The organism is Hymenobacter tenuis (assembly GCF_054780495.1).
Map to the genome: position 1 here is coordinate 47,644 of NZ_BAAGWF010000005.1, position 17,851 is coordinate 65,494.

The 17,851-nt window shown below is 56.2% G+C and carries 11 protein-coding genes; 3 read left to right on the forward strand and 8 right to left on the reverse strand.

What is annotated here, in order from left to right:
- Positions 1 to 25 precede the first annotated feature (25 nt).
- The 3 genes from ACYVGU_RS19535 (at position 26) to ACYVGU_RS19545 (ending at position 3,018) form a co-directional block, all read left to right on the forward strand.
- On the forward strand, positions 26 to 1,423 hold the full coding sequence (locus tag ACYVGU_RS19535) for a hypothetical protein (RefSeq protein ID WP_460623451.1): 1,398 nt from the start codon (positions 26 to 28) through the stop codon (positions 1,421 to 1,423).
- Between the two features lie 447 nt (positions 1,424 to 1,870).
- Positions 1,871 to 2,659, forward strand: coding sequence for a ParA family protein (locus ACYVGU_RS19540; protein WP_460623452.1), 789 nt, complete (start codon positions 1,871 to 1,873; stop codon positions 2,657 to 2,659).
- Complete coding sequence (locus ACYVGU_RS19545; RefSeq protein WP_460623453.1) at positions 2,656 to 3,018, forward strand: hypothetical protein; 363 nt, start codon at positions 2,656 to 2,658, stop codon at positions 3,016 to 3,018. Before ACYVGU_RS19540 ends, ACYVGU_RS19545 begins: the two co-directional genes overlap by 4 nt.
- Positions 3,019 to 3,128: 110 nt before the next feature.
- Here ACYVGU_RS19545 and ACYVGU_RS19550 read toward each other — a convergent pair whose 3' ends face one another.
- The 8 genes from ACYVGU_RS19550 to ACYVGU_RS19585 all read right to left on the reverse strand — a co-directional run bounded on the left by ACYVGU_RS19550 (position 3,129) and on the right by ACYVGU_RS19585 (position 17,713).
- A complete protein-coding gene (locus ACYVGU_RS19550; protein WP_460623454.1) occupies positions 3,129 to 4,397 on the reverse strand; it encodes a sugar MFS transporter in 1,269 nt (422 codons plus the stop codon).
- A gap of 329 nt (positions 4,398 to 4,726) precedes the next feature.
- On the reverse strand, positions 4,727 to 6,874 hold the full coding sequence (locus ACYVGU_RS19555) for a glycoside hydrolase family 97 protein (protein ID WP_460623455.1): 2,148 nt from the start codon (positions 6,872 to 6,874) through the stop codon (positions 4,727 to 4,729).
- A 228-nt stretch (positions 6,875 to 7,102) separates the two neighbouring features.
- Positions 7,103 to 8,815: a RagB/SusD family nutrient uptake outer membrane protein gene (locus tag ACYVGU_RS19560; protein ID WP_460623457.1), complete on the reverse strand. Its 1,713-nt coding sequence runs from the start codon at positions 8,813 to 8,815 to the stop codon at positions 7,103 to 7,105.
- Between the two features lie 18 nt (positions 8,816 to 8,833).
- Positions 8,834 to 12,136: a SusC/RagA family TonB-linked outer membrane protein gene (locus ACYVGU_RS19565; RefSeq protein ID WP_460623458.1), complete on the reverse strand. Its 3,303-nt coding sequence runs from the start codon at positions 12,134 to 12,136 to the stop codon at positions 8,834 to 8,836.
- 187 nt (positions 12,137 to 12,323) lie between these two features.
- Entirely contained in the window at positions 12,324 to 13,346 is a 1,023-nt protein-coding gene (locus ACYVGU_RS19570; protein WP_460623459.1) for a FecR family protein, read from the reverse strand.
- A 167-nt stretch (positions 13,347 to 13,513) separates the two neighbouring features.
- Positions 13,514 to 15,553 carry a glycoside hydrolase family 66 protein gene (locus ACYVGU_RS19575; protein ID WP_460623460.1) on the reverse strand — a complete coding sequence of 680 codons (2,040 nt, stop codon included), beginning with the start codon at positions 15,551 to 15,553 and terminating at the stop codon, positions 13,514 to 13,516.
- Positions 15,554 to 15,648: 95 nt separating this feature from the next.
- On the reverse strand, positions 15,649 to 16,785 hold the full coding sequence (locus ACYVGU_RS19580; protein WP_460623461.1) for a SusF/SusE family outer membrane protein: 1,137 nt from the start codon (positions 16,783 to 16,785) through the stop codon (positions 15,649 to 15,651).
- Between the two features lie 331 nt (positions 16,786 to 17,116).
- Positions 17,117 to 17,713, reverse strand: a complete 597-nt coding sequence (locus tag ACYVGU_RS19585) for an RNA polymerase sigma-70 factor (RefSeq protein WP_460623462.1) — start codon at positions 17,711 to 17,713, stop codon at positions 17,117 to 17,119.
- Positions 17,714 to 17,851: the final 138 nt, after the last annotated feature.

The window sequence follows — 17,851 nt, forward strand, 5'->3', positions numbered from 1 at the left end:
TACCACACCTGCAACATCATGTCCCATGCATCCACGCCGCGAACCTGACCTTACGTTCAGCCAGATAAAAAAAGATATCAACCTGGTTGCTCTGCTGCTTACTTTGGGCTACCAGCCTAATAAGGCCGAAAATGGTCCCTCAGCAGATAAGGGAAGGTATCATGTGTTCGACTACCACGGAAACCCGCGGCTTGATCAGGTGATTGTATTTCGGGCACCCAACGGGGATTATCGATACTTCAACCCGGCCCACGACAAGGACAAGGGCACGGTGATAGACTTCCTGAAGTTTCGGGTAGCGAATCCGCGCATCAGCAGCATTACGTCAACTCCTGGCAAGAGCGTTTGGGTTAACGTACTTGAAAATGCAAAACAGTTTCTAAACCGGCCCGCCGACCAGCGCCCCAATACTCCGGCCCTGCAACAGGCCATGGCACCGGTGCAAAAGGGGGACGCTTACCTACCCGACTTCCTGCAAAAGACTACCCCGCTAACGGATATGCGCTACCTGCTCAGTCGAGGGCTGAGGCAGGAGTTACTGACCAATGACTGTTTTCGCGGCCGCATCCTGAACCATGTTCACGAGGGCAAGACAAAGCAGGGACAGGCCTGCCGCTTTGTGAATACCGCCTTTCCCCAGATTTATCAGGATAAGATTGTCGGGCTGGAAATTGAAGCCAACAAGTTCAAGGGGCAGGCCGCTGATTCGCTTAAATCTGCTGCGCTGTGGCTCTCCAATAGCGGAGTGAAGACGCACACGCTCATCGTGACGGAAAGCGCCGTAGACTGCCTCTCGCACTATCAGTTGAAGCAGCCCGAGCATACGATGTATGCTTCCACGTCCGGCAACTTGACCGACAACAAGATCTTCGAGATCAAAAGACTGGTGCAGGACCATAACCTGCGCACCGTAAAGCTCGGATTTGATGATACCCTAGAAGGCCACCTCTGTGACACCCAGATGCTGAGTGGGCTGGCTATGCGCAACAACCCCATGGCCATTGAGCGGAATATGCCCGGCTTGCTGACGGTAGGCATCTACTCTGATCAGCCGAGCTACTTCAACCAACTCCACACGGCGGCTCGCCAGTACAATCAGCAAGTCAGCGACGGATATCAGTCGCTGGCCGGTACCAGCGCGCAAGGCAGTGTTACGCTGAACACCGAACTAATCTCCGTTACAAAGGCGGCAGAGAAGTGCTATCAGTTCCATATACCCAAGCGTATAGAGGCGTTGGCTTATTTCAATCAGGCGCTGGTGCGGTCCTTAACGATGATGGTGAGGGTAGAAATAGACAAGCCTAAGTCTCACGGTTGGAACGGCCAGCTAAAGAGGTATTACCAGCAAAAGATAGGGGCAGCAAGGCAACAGGCAAGTGATACAGCAGCCTCAAGGACCCCCAGTCGAGGCCTGCGTAGGTAAAAGGAGCCAACTGCTGTAAAGGGCAGCTGAACGACAAAGGGCGCTAAGTGACAAAGGTTGTTATTCCGAATTGTTTTTTGAGGGAAAGTAGAATTGCACTGAAAGTAGAAGTACCACTAGCCTAGCTCCTCCCCACTGAACCCTGCTTGGATTACCCTGGCGGTAATAGTTTATGCTTCCAACATCATTTTAACAATTTCTACAATGTCTACAATTGTTAACATTGTAGACATTGTAGACATTGTAGACATTGTAGACATTGTAGACATTGTAGACATTGTAGACATTGTAGACATTGTAGACATTGTTAAAATGCTAGTAATTATTATTATGACAACAATGTATACAACTATATAAATTACACTAATTGTATAAATGATCTTAACTATATAAATGATAATAGTTTTAATAATTGTACCAATTTAAATCGTGGTAGCTATTGTTACAATGCTTGCCATTGTAGAAATTGCCGGCATGAAGACCATTGTATTCGCAAACCATAAGGGCGGTACGGGTAAGACCACCTCGTGCCTGAACGTGGCCTATGCTCTGCGCGAGCGGGGGCACACGGTATTGCTGGTGGACTGTGACCGACAGACCAATCTGACCCAGAGCTTTGCCCACAAGCCGGCGGCCGGGCATCATTTGGGTGCCGTGCTGCTAGGCCAAGCCAGTCTCTCGGACATTGTGCTAGAGGTAGGGGAGGGGCTCTACCTGGTGCCTAGTTCGCCGGAATTAGGGGAGGCAGAGGAGCGCATCAGCCAGCAGGCCGGGGCGGAGTTTATCCTGAAAGAACTGCTGGAGGGAGTGGAAGACATCGACTACTGCCTGATCGACACGCCCGGCGGTCTGGGTAAGCTCACCTACGCAGCCCTGACTGCGGCCGACGTTGTATTCATCCCCGCCCAACCGGAATACTATGGAATTGAGGGCTTGGTGGGCCTGCTGGATGTGTGCCACCAAGTGCAGCGCCGGCTCAACAAGGGTCTCAAGATCGGTGGGCTGTTCTTCACCCAGTATAATCGGAGTGACCGCCGCCGGGCCCAGCGCGACATGGTGCAGTTGCTGGAGGGCCACGAGCTATTCGGCCCCCTCGTGCTGCGCAATACCATCCGTTCCAATGTCAGCTTGGTGGAAGCCCAGATTGAAAAGGAAAACCTGTATAAGTGGGCACCCGAGTCCGCCGGTGCCCAGGACTACCAGCATCTCACCACTGAATTACTAGCCCGGCTATGAGCGAGCAAAAGAAACCGTCATTTGGTAGCAAAAAACCGACGTTTGGCGATAAAGTGCTTGAATCTATCACCGACCGCCTGGAGCCAGTAGTGCCGGAGCCCACCACCATGGGCCCCGCCCCGTCGACTGCGGAGAACGAGCCCACATGGGTTCCCTACAGCACAGCCGTTACCCAGGCTACCTACCTGGCCCTGAAGCGGGCCGAGTACTGGGTGCCCGGCTTCAGCATGAAGGAAGCGGCCGAAACGGCGCTGAACCAGTACCTGGCCACTCTGGAAGGAGCTGACCGGCCAATTCCTGGTGAGGAGCGCCTGCTTGCCAACAACAAGAAGCTGCAAGGCTACCAGCCCCCGCAATAGTTATAAAAAGTAATACCGATTGTAAGCTTGACTTATCGCGAGTAAGTTCCGAGCAGATAGGGCCTGATAAGCCTCCTCTCTGTTTATCAGGCCTTATATTATATCTAATGCTAATAGGTCGTGGGTTTGTGGCCTTTAAGCCCATACCACATGATGTAGACGTAGCAGAGCACGGGCAGCCCAAAGGCCCAGCGCAGGGAGCTGGCGTCGGCCACCAGGCCAAACAGCAACGGAATAATGGCGCCGCCCACGATGCCCACGTTCAGCAACCCGGATGCTTCCTCCGTGTGGCGCCCAAGTCCCGCCACGGCCAGCGTGAAGATGGTCGCAAACATGATGGAGTTCATCAGGCCCACGGCCAGCAAACTCCACATGGCCACCGGGCCCGTGGTTAACACCGAAATCAGCACCAGCACCACGGCCCCAACGGCATTGAAGGCCAGCAGGCGACCGGGGTTGAACTTGCCCAGCAGGTAGGCGCCCAGAAAGCGGCCCACCATGGCCCCGCCCCAATAGTAGGCAACCTTATCACCGGCCACCTTGGGGGTTAGACTCATCACATCGGGCAGGTGCAGGTAGGAGACAATGTGCGAGCCAATGGCCACTTCCCCTCCCACGTAGGCAAAAATGCCGATCACGCCGAAGATCAGATGCCGGTAGTGGTAGGCCCGCCGGGTGGCGTCCGCCTCGTTATGGGCGTGGGCAATGGTGGGCAGTTTGAGCATGCCCAGCAGGACACTGATCACAATCAAGACCGCGCCAATGCACAGGTAGGGAATCTGCACGGCCTTGACATCAATGGCCGCCGCGGAAGCGGGCGTATCCAGGTCGGGCAGATTAGACAAAATCAGGGCGGAGCCCAACAGGGGGGCCACAGTGGTGCCCAGGGAGTTAAAGGCCTGGGTAAGCGTCAGGCGGGCCGGGGCCGATTCCGGCCGGCCCAGGATCGCCACGTAGGGGTTACCGGCCACCTGCAGCAGCACGACGCCGGTGGCCAGCACAAACAAGGCCCCCAGAAACAGGCCGTAGCTGCGGCTGTCCGCCGCGGGAAAGAACAGAAAGGCCCCCAGGGCCGCAATCAGAAAGCCGGCCAGCATGCCGCCCTTGTAGCCGATGCGCTGCACTAGCTTGCCGGCCGGGATGCCCATCACGAAGTAGGCCCCGAAAAAACAAAGGTTGATCAGGTTGGCCTGGGTGTAGCTCAGCTGGAAGATGGCCTTGAGGTAGGGAATCAGAATGTCATTCAGACAGGTGATAAAGCCCATCATAAAGAAAAGCACCGTCAGCGAAGCCAGCGCGGAGGTGTAGCGGGGTGTTTCGCTGCCCGCTGACGTGGGCGCCGCGGTCGAGTGGGGGAGAGAGGAAATAGGAGCAGCCATGGAATGGTAGAATAAACGAGCGGAAGTAACTGACAGGAGGGGTTCACATATCGAAGCAAGGCTGGCTCCAGCAGTACAAAAAAGAAAGCAGGCGGCCCCTAAAACCACCTGCTTCCCATCTAAACCACGCCAGAGAATTCCCACAACCTCTGACTTGGCCATCCATGAAGCTAGCTAGCAGCTTCACTTTTCTGTAAAATGCTGTAAAACGGTCCTGCCGCCCTAAGCAAGTGTCTGGGTGCGTTTAGTGCTTAAGCATATTCATACTGCACTTTTATTAGCCGCACATAGTCCAGAATGGCCTGAGCGAGCCACTTAACGACCCAAGGCTACTTCGCAGGCTTCAGGCTGATGGCGTAGCCGCCCCCGGGGGCACAGTACTGGCTTAGCTTGGTTTTGCTATTCACCGTCATCGTGCGGATGGCGTAGGCCTGCGGGTTTTTCTCGTAGTGGGCGTCCTTCGCGTCGGCGTAGATGGTGGCCACGTACTTTTTGCCGGGCTCCAGGAAGCTCAGCGAGATTTTCGAGGTCCGGCCGTTTTCATCGTTGGTGCTACCCACAAACCAGCTGCTCTGGCCCTTGGCTTTGCGGGCGTACGTGATGTAGTCGCCGGGCTCAGCTTCCAGCACTTTAGTGTCATCCCAATCCACGGCCACATCCTTGATGAACTGGAAGGCATCAAGGTGCTTGTTGTAGGTTTCGGGCAAGTCGGCAGCCATTTGCAGCGGCGAATACATCGTCACGTAGAGGGCCAGCTGCCGGGCCAGGGTGGTGTGCACAAACGAGGTGTTGCTTGGATTATAGGCGCTGACCTTGGTTTGGAAGATGCCGGGCGTGTAGTCCATCGGTCCGCCAATCAGGCGGGTGAAGGGCAGAATGGTGGTATGATCGGCGTTGTTGCCGCCAAACGACTCGTACTCGGTGCCGCGGGCGGCTTCGTTGCCAATCAAGTTGGGAAATGTACGCGCCAGGCCCGTCGGGCGCACGGCTTCGTGGCCGTTTACCATGATTTTGTGCTCCGCCGCCTTTTCCAGCACGTACTGGTAGTGGTTGTTTACCCACTGGTCGTAATGATGGTGGCCCAGGGGCACGATGTCGCCCACGTAGCCGGTTTTCACGGCGGTGTAGCCGTACTTGTTCATGAACTGGAAGGCCGAGTCGAGGTGGCGCTCGTAGTTGCGTACCGAGCCGGAGGTTTCGTGGTGCATCATCATTTTCACGCCTTTGCTCTGGGAGTAGCGCTGCAGCTCCGCCACATCAAAATCCGGGTAGGGCGTCACGAAGTCAAACACGTAGTCTTTGTGCTTGCCAAACCAGTCTTCCCAGCCGGTATTCCAGCCTTCTACCAACACCGCATCAAAGCCATGCTTAGCGGCGAAGTCGATGTACTCCTTCACGTGGGCGGTGTTGGCGCCGTGCGTGCCGTTGGGCTTCACTTTCGTGTAGTCAATCGAGTCGAGCTTGATGTTTTCCTGGTTGGTGTACGACCACGTGCTTTTGCCCGTAATCATTTCCCACCACACGCCCACGTACTTCACCGGCTTAATCCACGACACGTCCTTGAACTTGGTAGGCTCGTTTAGGTTCAGCACCAGCTTCGAGAGCAGAATATCGGCGGCTTTGTCGCTGACGATTACCGTGCGCCAGGGCGAGTTAGCCGGGGTCTGGATCAGGCCTTTGTCACCCACGGCGTCGGGCGTAAGGTGAGACTCCAGCACGAAGCTCTTGTCGTCAAGGTTCAGGTGCATGGCCGAGTAATCAATCAGCGCCGCCTCATGAATATTAATGTACAGTCCGTCCTGGCTTTTGAGCATCAGCGGGGTTTGCACGCCAGTTGGCGAGAAAGTCGTCTGCGAGGCGTTACCCGTGACGGCCGACTTCATCAGCCCGCGTACCTCCGAAAGCTTGGACGTAACGGTGCTGTACTCCTGCGTGTCGTAGTCGCCGGGCAGCCAGAACGCTTTGTGGTCGCTGGCGAGGGCAAACTGCGTTTTCTCCTCCTTGATGGTAAAGTAGTCGAGCTTGGGCTGGCGCGGAAACTCATAGCGGAAACCCAGGCCATCGTCGAAGAGGCGGAAGCGCAGGCGCACCACACGGCTGGTTTGGGTTTGCGTAAGCGTGAGGGCTAGTTCGTTGTAGTGGTTGCGAATGGTTTTCACCTCGCCCCACACGGGCTGCCAGCTTTCATCGGCGGTACGGCGCTCGGCGCTGGTCTGGGTAAAGCCGCTGGTGAGGCTGGTGGTGCCTTTCAGCTCCAGGCCCAGCTGGCTGGTCTTGAGTACGTCGCGGCCTTTGTAGGTAAGCTGATAGGTTGGCACGCCTCCCTCCTGCACCAGCACGCGCAGCCGCAGCTGCTTGTTCGGGGATTCAAGATCCTCAGCTCTTACAGCTTGCCCGAGCAGGCAAAACCAGGAAAAAAGGACTAGCGCGGCGTTACTGCGCGAAAGAAAGCTGGTGATTCGAAAGGGAAGTGACATGAAGTAAGCAAACGTGAATGCAAGCCCAACTGCGGTTGGCTTGGAACACATAATGGAAATAAAACGGGAAATAGGATTGCTCACGGTGCCCCCGCAACCGAGTGCGTAGCAACGCAAGTTTCCAGAAATCAGGAAGCCATCCGCCCGCGATGTGGGGCAGGCCACTGAGAAGATACTAGTGCAGCTCCTACGTCGGGACCCTGCCGGCAAGCAGGATCCCCACGGAGTTTAGTATCCCGGGTTCTGCTTTAGCTGCGGGGACACATTCAGCACGTTGAAACCAATGGGATAGATCTTGGTGTGATCATCCGCATCAGGCTGCTTGTCCCACCACATGCCGGTATTAAACTTGTCGAAACGAATCAGATCAATCCGGCGACGGCCTTCGGCTACGAACTCCCGGCCCCACTCATCCAGCAGCTCCTGCTCGGTGAGGGTGCTGCCGCTGGCCTCGTAGAGGCTCGGGGAGCCAGCGGGGAAGTAGCGCCGGCGCACCGTATTGAGCAGCTCTGCCGCCCGGGCTTTATCCCCGGCGCGGAACTTGCACTCGGCTAGGGAATAGTAGATTTCGGCTAGCCGCACTTCCGCATAATCGGATTCGAGCTTGTGCACGTCCTCCGTGCGATACAACGGGTATTTAGTGACGTAAACCCCCGAGTTCTGATCGGCGTGGTTCATGTCTGACGTTTTATCGGCCAGCACCTGGTTGGGCTTCGTGTACTTAAACAAGCCCACTTGGTCGCGGATATACAACTGATACCCCCTCGTGCTCATGACGGTATCCTGGTTGTTGTTGTAGGGCAGATAACCGTAGAGAAACATGCCCTCCCGGGTGCTGCCACCCAGGTTTTTGTATTTTTTCAGGCGCACATCGTCCGTATAGCGCTGGAACTTAACAAAGGGTTTGCCCAAGGCAAAGGAATACTCCTTGTTGTCCACGTCGCGGCCCGGCTGCAGGGCAAATCGGGGGTTGCCACCGCCGTTGTCCGAATACTCCAGGTACTGCTGGGGAGCATTGAAAGGGGTCATCCACAAGTACATACCGCCGTCATAGTGCCAGTGCGAGCGACCAAACGTACCGGGAAAGGCAAATATAGTTTCCGATGACTGGTCGTTGTTCCAGTCGAACGGGCCATCCCATTGCGCATCAATACCATACGATCCGTACTTGCCGTCAATGATATCCTCACAGATCTTAGCACAATCGGCATAGCGGTCCTGCCCAACGTACACCTTGGCATTCAGGTAGAGGCGGGCCAGCAAAGCCATTGCTCCGGCTTTAGTCCAGCGGCCCTGGAACTGGGACGTGCCATCATCGCCTTTCGCCAGCAAATCGGGTAGGGACTCCAGCAGCTCCTTTTCCAGGAAGGCAAAGGTTTCCTGAGGCGTAGACTGACTGATGCCTTTGGTTTCTCCCTTCACCTTCGTGACGAGTTCAATGTTGCGATACAGATCAAACAACCGCAGATGGTACCAGGCCCGCATGGTGCGCAGCTCGGCAATTAACTGCCTTTGCTCTTCCACCGTCATGCTGTACTTGGTCGGATCAATTCGCTGAATATCCTCCAGCGAGTTAGTGGCCAGAGTTATGCCCTGGTAGTTCAGGTTCCAGCCGTCGTTGATGTAGCCCTCCTGGGGAGTCCAGGTATGGTTGTGAGCCCGAATATACTGGCCACCATCAAACCAGTCTCCTTCGCGGTTAGGGGTCATCAGCTGGTCGCCGGACAGCTCCTGTAGGATGAACGGGGCGCCCTGCACGGTATAATAACCGTGCTCAAAGGTGCGCAGGAAAGTCCGGTACACATCCTGCTTGGTTTGGATGAAGTTTTCGGACGTAATCTGGTCGTACAAAGTCTCATCCAGGTCGGTGCAGCCACCAGTGAGCAGGGCGGCGCTGAGCAGGATACCCGTAACGGAGGAAAGATATTTGTGGGATTTCATGGGTAGTAACGAAGAAGATTACAGGCCGAACTGAACGCCGAGCAGGAGCTGGGTGGTGGCAGGATAGTAGTCGCGGGTGCCTCTGACGCCAGGATAAAGCCCATTCACGGGATTCATGTCAGGATCTCCCCCCTTGAAACGTGTGAACGTCACTAGGTTGCGGGCCGCTGCGTACACCCGCATGGAGCGGGCATACTTGGAGTTGAACTTCAGGTTGTAGCCCACGCTCACGTTGTCCAGCTTCACAAAGCCACCATCCTCCAGAAAGTAGTCGGAGAGAATAACCGAGGTAGCTGGGTTGTTAAGCAGGGCGTACTTGCTGTCACTGTAGGCCGAGGCCAGCACGTTGGCTTCCGCCTGCGTGGAGGGCGTACCGAGATAAAACGCCCGGGTATTGAAGACCTTAAAGCCCAGACTGCCGCGCAGGAAGATAGAAGCGTCAAAGTTTTTATACCCAAAGGTATTGGTCAGGCTAAGGGTGTATTTGGGCAAGCCATTGCCTACTACTTGACGGTCGTCCGTATTGGCCTTGTCCGCGTCGATTATTTCCCCTTTTTGGTTGTATACCTGCAGCTTACCAAAGGGGCTCACGCCAGCCGACTTCAGCATGTAGAATGTGCCGATGCGCTGGCCTTCCTGCAGACGCTGGGCGGAGCCGGGCGTGCCGGGACCGGGCATATACACGGCATCGACAAAGGTTTGTCCCTGGTAGACGTCGTTGGAGAACGACACGAACTTGTTGTTATTCGTCGCTCCGGCAAAGGCCAGCGAGTACGTGAAGTCCGGCGTTTTCACGACGGGGGCACTGAGCTGCACTTCCACGCCCGAGTTTTCCATCGTGCCGACGTTGGCGAACGTGGAACCCTGAATGTTTGGGGGCACCTGCACGGCGTAGGATCCGAGCAGGTCGGTATTGCGGCGAGTGTAGTAATTAACGCTACCTGAAAGCTTGTTGTCAAACACGCTAAAGTCCACGCCGTAGTTCAAGTTTTCGGCCCGCTCCCAGCGCAAGTCATAGTTGGTGTTCTGGTTGGGTCCCCATACTTGAAAGTAGGTACCATTGAGGGGGTAGTATCCCGCCCCGCTGTATACATCCAGGGAGCGGTAGCTGCCAAAATCCTGGTTACCCGTCACTCCATAGTCCGCGCGCAGCTTCAGGTCATTTACCCAGCTCAGCCCCTGCATAAATCCTTCTTCCTTGATGCGCCACCCCAGGGAAACGGCCGGGAAATACCCCCACTTATGGTTGTAGCCGAATTTGGAGGATCCCTCCCGGCGCAGGCTGGCGGAAACCAGGTATTTGTCGTGGAAGCTGTAGTTAACCCGCCCAAAAAAGGCAATCAGCTTAGAGTCGCTTTTAAAGCTGCCAAAACCCGTCCTTCCCTCCTCCTGATTGTAGAGGCCTGAGCCGATATTGTTATACGTCAGCGCGTCGGAGGGCATGTCCCGGTTGGAAATACTGATTCCCGAGTCCGTGAAGTACTGGTATGAGTAGCCGGCCAGCAGCTGCAGGGAGTGCTGGTTCACGTCCAGAGCATAGTTGCCGATCCACTCCAGGCTGCGCTGGTCACTTTTGTTGTAGTTCCGGCTTGCGGAGTTCATGCCTCCTTCGTTCTGGGCGGCATACGTGGAAGTGGAGGGCCGGAAAAAGAAGTCGAAGTAGTCCCGGGTGAACTGCCCCCAGGTAATCTGGGTACTCAAGGTCGGCAACAGGTTTAGCTTAAGGCTGGCGTTATAGTCCAGAAACTTGCCTTCCGTGCCGCTCAGCTCAGTGGCCAGGCGCTCGACCGGGTTGTAGGGGTTGTCATAACCTGATTGAAACCGATAGTAGCGCGTTGGGTCAGTTAAACTCCGCACAGGAGTGGTCGGGTTTAACGTGAGGGCCTGCTGGTAGGCGTTATAGTCGGCGTTGCGGCTTGTGTAGTAGCGGGGGGCGAAGTTGATGCCGATGGAATACAGCTTACTGGCGGCGATGTGATTTAAAGCCAGCCGGGCGCCATACTCCTGGCGGCCGGAGCGCAGGTCAATTCCTTCCGCATCCCGATAATCAGCCGTCACACGGTAATTGCTGTTATCGCTGCCGCCGGAGGCGGTCAGTGTATGCTTGTGGGCAAAGGCCTGCTCCCGGGTAATTTCTTTCAACCAGTCCGTTTTAGCCCCGAAGTTGGTGCCCCGTCCCTGCTCGATGAATTGGTCGGCCGTCAGGACTGTCGGCTCCATTGTCAGCTTATCGAAGGTTGTGTAGGCATTGTATTCCAGCCCGCCCTCCTTGTTGCCTTTCTTGGTGGTGACAATAATAACTCCGTTGCTGCCCCGGGTACCGTAGATGGCGGAAGCGGCTCCTCCTTTCAGAACATCGATGGACTCGATATCATTTTGGTTAATGTTCTCCAGGATGCCGCCCGGTACCCCGTTGATAACGATCAGGGGGCCCAGGCCCGCTTCCCGGGAAGATACCCCCCGCAGCTGGATGCTGGGCTGAGCATTGGGGTCCGCGGCGGAGGAGTTGGCGATGGTTAGTCCCGCTACCTTGCCCTGCAAGGACATCAGCGGGTTTACGGAACCAACTGTCAGCAGCTCTCGGCTGTCCACATGGGTGATGGCGCTGGTAACTTCCTTTTTATCCAGCGTGCCGTAGCCCACCACGACTACCTCCTTTAGGGCTTCGGAATTTTCTTGCAGCACGATGTTCAGACCCACGCCGGCTTCCCTCACGCTGATTTCCTGGGGGCTATACCCAATAAAGGAAAACTGTAGGACGCTGCCCACCGGAATAGTGAGAGAAAAGCGCCCCTCGCTGTCGGTGGTAGTGCCAATGGTAGTTCCTTTCACGATAATCGTTACCCCCGGCAGGGCCTGTCCACCGGATTCCACTACCCTACCCGAAACGGAAACATCGGCTTGCGCCTGGGTAGTCTGGCTCCGACTGTCACCGCGCAATTCTGCCGCCTTGGCATTCTTAGGCTGACTAAGCAGGATGCGGTTGTTTCGTACTTCGTAGGCTACTTTACGCGGCGCCAGGAGCTCGTCCAGAACCTGCGCTAACGGCTTATTGGTTACCCGCAGGGAGATGCGGCGCTGGGCGTCAATCAGCTGGGGGCTGTAAACAAATTGAACCTGCAGCTGCTTTTCCAGCTGGCTGAGCACCGATTCAATGGTTTGGGCTTCTGCCTGCAGCGTAACCTTGCGCTCGAGCATTACCTGCGCCACCCCGGGTTGGGGCGCCGCCACGGCAGCCAGCGGCAAAACCAAGGATAATTGGAGCGCCAGCACCTTAGTAGGGCACCACGCGCGCAAGGAGCGGGAATAATGGTTTTTCATATGCTGAAAACGATTGCGGGGAGGTGGGAATGTCAGGAAAAAGCGACCGCGTGGGCTCGAAAAAGCGCATACTGTTGAAGTCAGACAAGCAGTTTCTTGTCGAGTAGATTCCGAAAGCAGGCCGTTTCAAATGGTTACATGGCGGCCACCGGGGCCGGTGGAAAGTCGGGGGTTACCCATGCTTTTATCAGATTTGACAGCCGGAGCTTTCAAAAATGATCTGAGCATCATCGGCTTTCTTGTACTGGGTGTTTAAGATGGTGCAGAGCATATCCAGCTGCTCAAACAAGGGCTCATTGTCAAAGGCAATGGTGACACTGCACCCTTCCAGCTTCCGGGGGTCATACACTATATTCACCCCATAGGCATTTTCCAGGGCAACCAGCACTTCCGCCACCGGGCGGTTGCGGAACGCCAAGGGTTGGGAAGTCAGCATAAGCGGGTTAGCAACAAGCTCCTTACGCAGGATATGGCCCGAGCGGGAGTACACTACCTGCTGGTTGGGCTCGAGAACAATCCCACCCGGGACAGGCTGTCCGGGCGTGGCGGCCAGGTTGGCGCCTGAACGCTGTTGCACGGCTACGCGCCCTTCCCGTACAGCCACCGTTGGGTCTTTATCAGCGTATGAAGTCACCATAAAGCTGGTGCCCAGCACCGTGGTTACTACGTGATCGGTGAAAACTAAAAAGGGCCGAGCCGGATTTTTAGCTACTTTGAAGTAGGCCTGCCCCGTTAATTGAACCTCGCGACGAGAACATAGCAAACCCGCTGCATAGCGTAGGGAGCTGCCAGGATGCAGAGTCACCTGACTGCCGTCCGCGAGGGTGAGCACCTGCAGTTGTCGGCCCTCATTGACGTGCCGGGTCCACTCCTGGCCTGCGGAATGGGGCAGCATAGTCTGCCAGATACCCAGCCCCACTCCCAACACTAACAATGCCGCCGCTACCCAACGCAACGCTGGAGAAAGCCAGAAGGAGGCCGGACGCGATATAACCGGCGTTTCAACTACTTGGCTTTCCCCATCGCCGGTAAGCAGGCGGATCTGCTCCCACATTGCTGCCCGCACTTCTTCGTGCTGGAACTCGGGCAGGACCAAGTTTTCTTGCAGGCCCAACTGTTCGCTCCACCCCTCCACCAGCTGACGCTCACCGAGTTGAGAGTTACCATCGAGGTACCGTTGGAGCAGGGCGTTAAATTCTTCTTGAGTCATTACGGGAAGCAAAGCGAGGCTTTCAGGTAGATGACGTGCAACTGCCCGTCACCCCCTAACCTGGAAATCATATTTTTTTCGAGAACGGATGATTGCGCAAAATGCAACCGCCGGGCCGGAACTCAGCAGCAGGCTCAGGCAGCCCACCTACTACGTTTAAGGGCGCGTCAGTCCAGCTTCACTACTCGCAGCACTGCAGTTCCCGAACTGGTTTGCAGGCGGCAGAGGTATACGCCGGCGGGCAACCCTGAGCCACTCAGCGCAACCTGGTGTGGACCGGCTGCCAAAACGCCTTGCGGCAGGGAAGCCACCAGGTGGCCGCGCAAGTCGTATAGACTCAAGATGGTTTCTTCGCGCCGGGGAAGGGTGAAGTGCACACTGGTTGATTCAGTAAAGGGATTGGGTGCACTGGCAAAAGAGAAATCAGGCATCCGTGGCTGGGATGAGGCCGTAATGGTTCCTGTTTCGGCCACAACCATGGTCCAGTAGGTAAGTTTCGGCAGCGTAAAAGCCACTTGGGGCCCATTTTGCGTGAAGGGCAGCAGCTGAGGCAGGCCGTGGTTGATATCCGGCGAAGCGGCCCACAGTCGGGTTACCGTCGTGGCCAGGGGGAAGCTCAACTTCAAATCCGTTATAGGCGTGGGCGTGGGCTGCACTTGGTTGTCGTCCCGCCAGTTTAAGGTGCGGGCATTGCGGAAATTGAGTAGGTGGAACACCTGGCTGCTTCCGACTGTACTACTGAGAGTGGCTACCTTGCCCAGAACCGGCGGCCAGGCCTGCACCTCCGCACCGGTAATGGGTAGGGAGGTGAAGCTGCGATTTTGGTCGCGCAGCAGGTTTTCATACCCCACCAGAAAGTCATAGTAAGTTGTCAGGTCACGTTGCAGCGCCGCAGACATCTTCAAGTTGTTGTTGGGAAAGTATTCGTTGCCCAGCATATGCTCCCCGAGCTCGATATGGGCTCCCCCAAAGGCAAACATGACGGCATCGGCCATTAGCACGCTGGCACTGTTGAAGGTACCCGGATTGCCCGAGCGGCCTTTGTTAATGTAGGCCGCCAGCACGTTTCGCTTACCGGGCGCGCTGGTTTCATTGGTGCGAATTACTTGGCCTAAGTTGACGTATTCTTCATTGCCCGTCCACAGCTCGGTATACAGAAAGTCCACTGGGGCCGGAGCAATCCGGGCTTGGCCATACTGATTAACGGCGTTCATCACCAAGGCCTTGCCGGGGTGCGCCGCTTTGGCAGCCGTAAGGATACCAGCGAATCCCTGGGGCTGATTTACGGCCTGCCCTTTATAGTTGTAGAGCGTGCCCCAGTCGCCCAGCTGGTCTGCATGCCAGCCATCGAAATTTAAGCCAGCCGCCTCGTACACTTTAGCGTGCTCTCCCAGCAGGTAGGCTTGCCAGGCAGTATTGGCGGGATCCATCACGCGCAGAGAGCTCGTTTCCCAGCTGCTGGGCAGACTATGCGCAAACGGAGTAACTTGGTTGATGTCCCGGTACAGCCCCCAGGTATCGCTTACCCCATCCGCGGCCGCATTAGAGTAGGCGCCATAGACGAGGTTGTAAAACATCGACTTCATGCCGTAGGTATGGCTGCGGTCAATGTACCCCTTGATCGTCGCCAAGGAAGTATAGCGGTTAGCCAGATCATTCCAGCTCGGTGCCGGTGCCTGGGGTGTACCCGCCAGGGGCCGGTGGTGCTTATCCATCCAGTCGTAGAACTGCAACCCATTTAGGTGGTAGCGATTCAGCTGCACCATGAGGGCATCCATCTCGGCACTGGTTTTCACGCCAAACTGGGACAGAAAGCCGTAGCGGGGAAAACGGGTCCAGTCCGAGGACACATCCACCCCAATAGAGGCAGTGCTTACGGTTGTGGAGCCACTTTTCAGAGTCAGCCCGACCAGATAGCCCTTGAAGTCTTCCGCCGGCGGGGTCCAGTTCCAGTTGGCGGCAGCCTCGACACTTAAGGTTTGCTCCGCTACCAGGCGGTGCGTTTGGTAATAGCGCACCTCCAGGGTCAGCCCTTCCCGAGGCTCCACAATTGCCGCCTGGAACCTAACCTCTTCCCCGGGCACATAGCGCGCTTTATTGGTAGTGAGCAGCCTCAGGGACTGGGCCTGGACTCCGAAAGCGGAAGTTAAGAACAACCCCGCGCTCAGCAGTCCACGGGCCCAGGAGCCGGTTGGAAAGGCAAGCACTCTCTTCCGGGAGGGTAAGAATCGAATCATAAAGGGAGGCAATCTACGGGAGGGGGAGAACGGCGCACTTTGCCTCTTCCCTCCCGCAGTCAGAACTATTTGATGAGTATTGTTTCGTGGAGCTGATCCAGCGTGATCGTGTAGTTGCCGGCAGTGGCTACTTTCCACTTTTTGTCCGGGCTTCCACCGGGCACGAAATCCATTCCAGTGTCCGTCAGGGGCTGTCCGTTGATCAGGGGCATAAAGAAATCCCCACCCCAATCTCCTTTCTTGGTCGGAATTTTAAACTCTCCGGCTTTAAGTGGCCCCGAGTAGGTGAAGATGTACGGGTTGGCAGTGGCTGTCAGGGGCGTAGGGTTGTCGATGTCCCAGCCAGCTGGAGTGGCATCGCCCACGAGCCACAGGTTAGCATAGGGGGTGAAAGGCACAATTTTGATGGTCATCGTGCGGGTATTCAGCGTGATCTTGTACGCCCCAGCCGTCGTAATGCGCCACTTATAGTCGGGGTCACCGGCGGAAAGCTGCACTTCCGTGCTCGACAGGGAGGGAGTGGCCGTAGTTGGCCGGTAAAATGGCGCGCCCCAGTCGCGGGCGGTAGCGATCTTGAACTCACCTGCGTTAAGGACTTCGTTAAACGTATACTCAGTGGCATCCAACGCACTTTGCTGTAGGGGAGCAGCATTGTCAATGTCCCAGCCCCGCGGGGTGGCATCACCGACAATCCACAGGGAGATCTTCGACTCGTAAGGCGTGGCTGATACCACCAGCACATTAGAGTACATAGGCGTTTTCTGCCCTTCCTGGGTTTTAAGCCGGACCTCCAACTCCTGTGCAACTCCTAACGGCAATTGCAGGCTGTCTACCAGCAGGTTATTGAAAGCATTGCCAGTGTAGGTGCGGGAGTTACTGCCCTGCCCCAGGGGAACGCGAACCGGAGCGGCAAAACTGCTTCCTTTAGTTGCCAGCTGTAGGGTGTAAGTGATGGCGGGGCCCGGAGCACCGTTGTTACCGGTTACCCATTCAAACGCAATGGCTGTGGTGTCGGCGGTGGCCTGACTAAGCTGCAGGGAGGTAGCCGAGGCGCTGAGTACCGGCGTCATGGCCGGCTTAGGGTTGTAGGCATCGTCCTTCTGGCAAGCGCTCAGAAGGCCCGCTAGGCAAAAGGCAAGCAGCGCGGTACAGCCCAGGAAAAGCGGCCGCGGCAGCCGGCGAAAAAAAGTAATTAAGTACATGCTTTATAGGTTGAGTGGGAAGAAAAAGCAGGCAAGGACGGGTAGCCGCCGGCACGGGCGCACGACCGCTGTTGGGTTGGCGGATACGGCTCCTTTCGCCGACTAGGCGTCATACTAGGTAGGGGCCCAAAGGGCGGATGAAGACCCTATTCACGGGCAAGCGCCGCGGGTACTAAGGGTTTCCCAGAAGATGACGTGCAACCGGGCCCTACCCCTAACAGGATGGACAACTTTTTTTGCTTTCTGCTAAGGACGACGCATTGGCCCGGGCCGAAATGACTGAGTCATCCTGCCCACGGGCTCGCGGAAATCAAGCCGAAGCCAGGGAAAATCAGCGGATAAAGAAAAAGCAGACCGATACAATCATGAAGTCCCGCAGGTAGACGCGTAACAGCTTCATGGATTTGGTCAGGTGGTATTCAATCGCCTTGGGCGATAAGTTCAGGCGTTCGGCAATCTCCTGAACAGTAAAGTGCTCCAGCCGGCTGAGGCGGAATATTTCCCGGGATTGTTCGGGCAGCTTTAGCAAGGCCTTGGCAAAGGCTTCGGACAAATCATCCGCCGCCAAGGTCTGTTCCGTTTCATCCGTGCTAGTGGCTTGGTGGTAGCGGCAAAAATCAGAATACGCCGCACGCACCTGATGAGCGCGCAGGTACCCGATAACCCGACGGTTGATGGCGGCGAGCAGGTAGTGCTCCAGGTGCTGAATGGAATGCTCGGCCCGCTTGTGCCACAGCGTCGCAAACAAGTCCTGCACCAACTCTTCGGCCGTTTCCCGGGACTTAAGCTTACGGTAGGCCAAGGCAAAGGTGCGGTACCAGTAACGCTGGTAAATTTCCGCGAAGGCCCCTCGGTCATCCGTTACCAAGGCCTCCAGCAAGGCTTCATCCCGCCAGGAGGCGTACAACCGTATAGGCGAAGAACTCACTTAGTAATCGGAATACGAGGGGGACAATTCAGACCAGGGTTAGTAAATATACTAGGCTAGACCCAAGAATACCAAGCTACTTCCCCGCTGCCCAGAAAGTTCAGCTGTTACGTACTCTACAAGGTTTTACTAGCTATT

Excerpts from the sequence above, each read along its gene's own strand:
- ACYVGU_RS19565 (WP_460623458.1), bottom strand. The coding sequence starts at position 12,136 with ATGAAAAACCATTATTCCCGCTCCTTGCGCGCGTGGTGCCCTACTAAG.
- ACYVGU_RS19580 (WP_460623461.1), bottom strand. The coding sequence starts at position 16,785 with ATGTACTTAATTACTTTTTTTCGCCGGCTGCCGCGGCCGCTTTTCCTG.
- ACYVGU_RS19545 (WP_460623453.1), top strand. The coding sequence starts at position 2,656 with ATGAGCGAGCAAAAGAAACCGTCATTTGGTAGCAAAAAACCGACGTTT.
- ACYVGU_RS19570 (WP_460623459.1), bottom strand. The coding sequence starts at position 13,346 with ATGACTCAAGAAGAATTTAACGCCCTGCTCCAACGGTACCTCGATGGT.
- ACYVGU_RS19560 (WP_460623457.1), bottom strand. The coding sequence starts at position 8,815 with ATGAAATCCCACAAATATCTTTCCTCCGTTACGGGTATCCTGCTCAGC.
- ACYVGU_RS19550 (WP_460623454.1), bottom strand. The coding sequence starts at position 4,397 with ATGGCTGCTCCTATTTCCTCTCTCCCCCACTCGACCGCGGCGCCCACG.
- ACYVGU_RS19555 (WP_460623455.1), bottom strand. The coding sequence starts at position 6,874 with ATGTCACTTCCCTTTCGAATCACCAGCTTTCTTTCGCGCAGTAACGCC.
- ACYVGU_RS19540 (WP_460623452.1), top strand. The coding sequence starts at position 1,871 with ATGCTTGCCATTGTAGAAATTGCCGGCATGAAGACCATTGTATTCGCA.
- ACYVGU_RS19535 (WP_460623451.1), top strand. The coding sequence starts at position 26 with ATGCATCCACGCCGCGAACCTGACCTTACGTTCAGCCAGATAAAAAAA.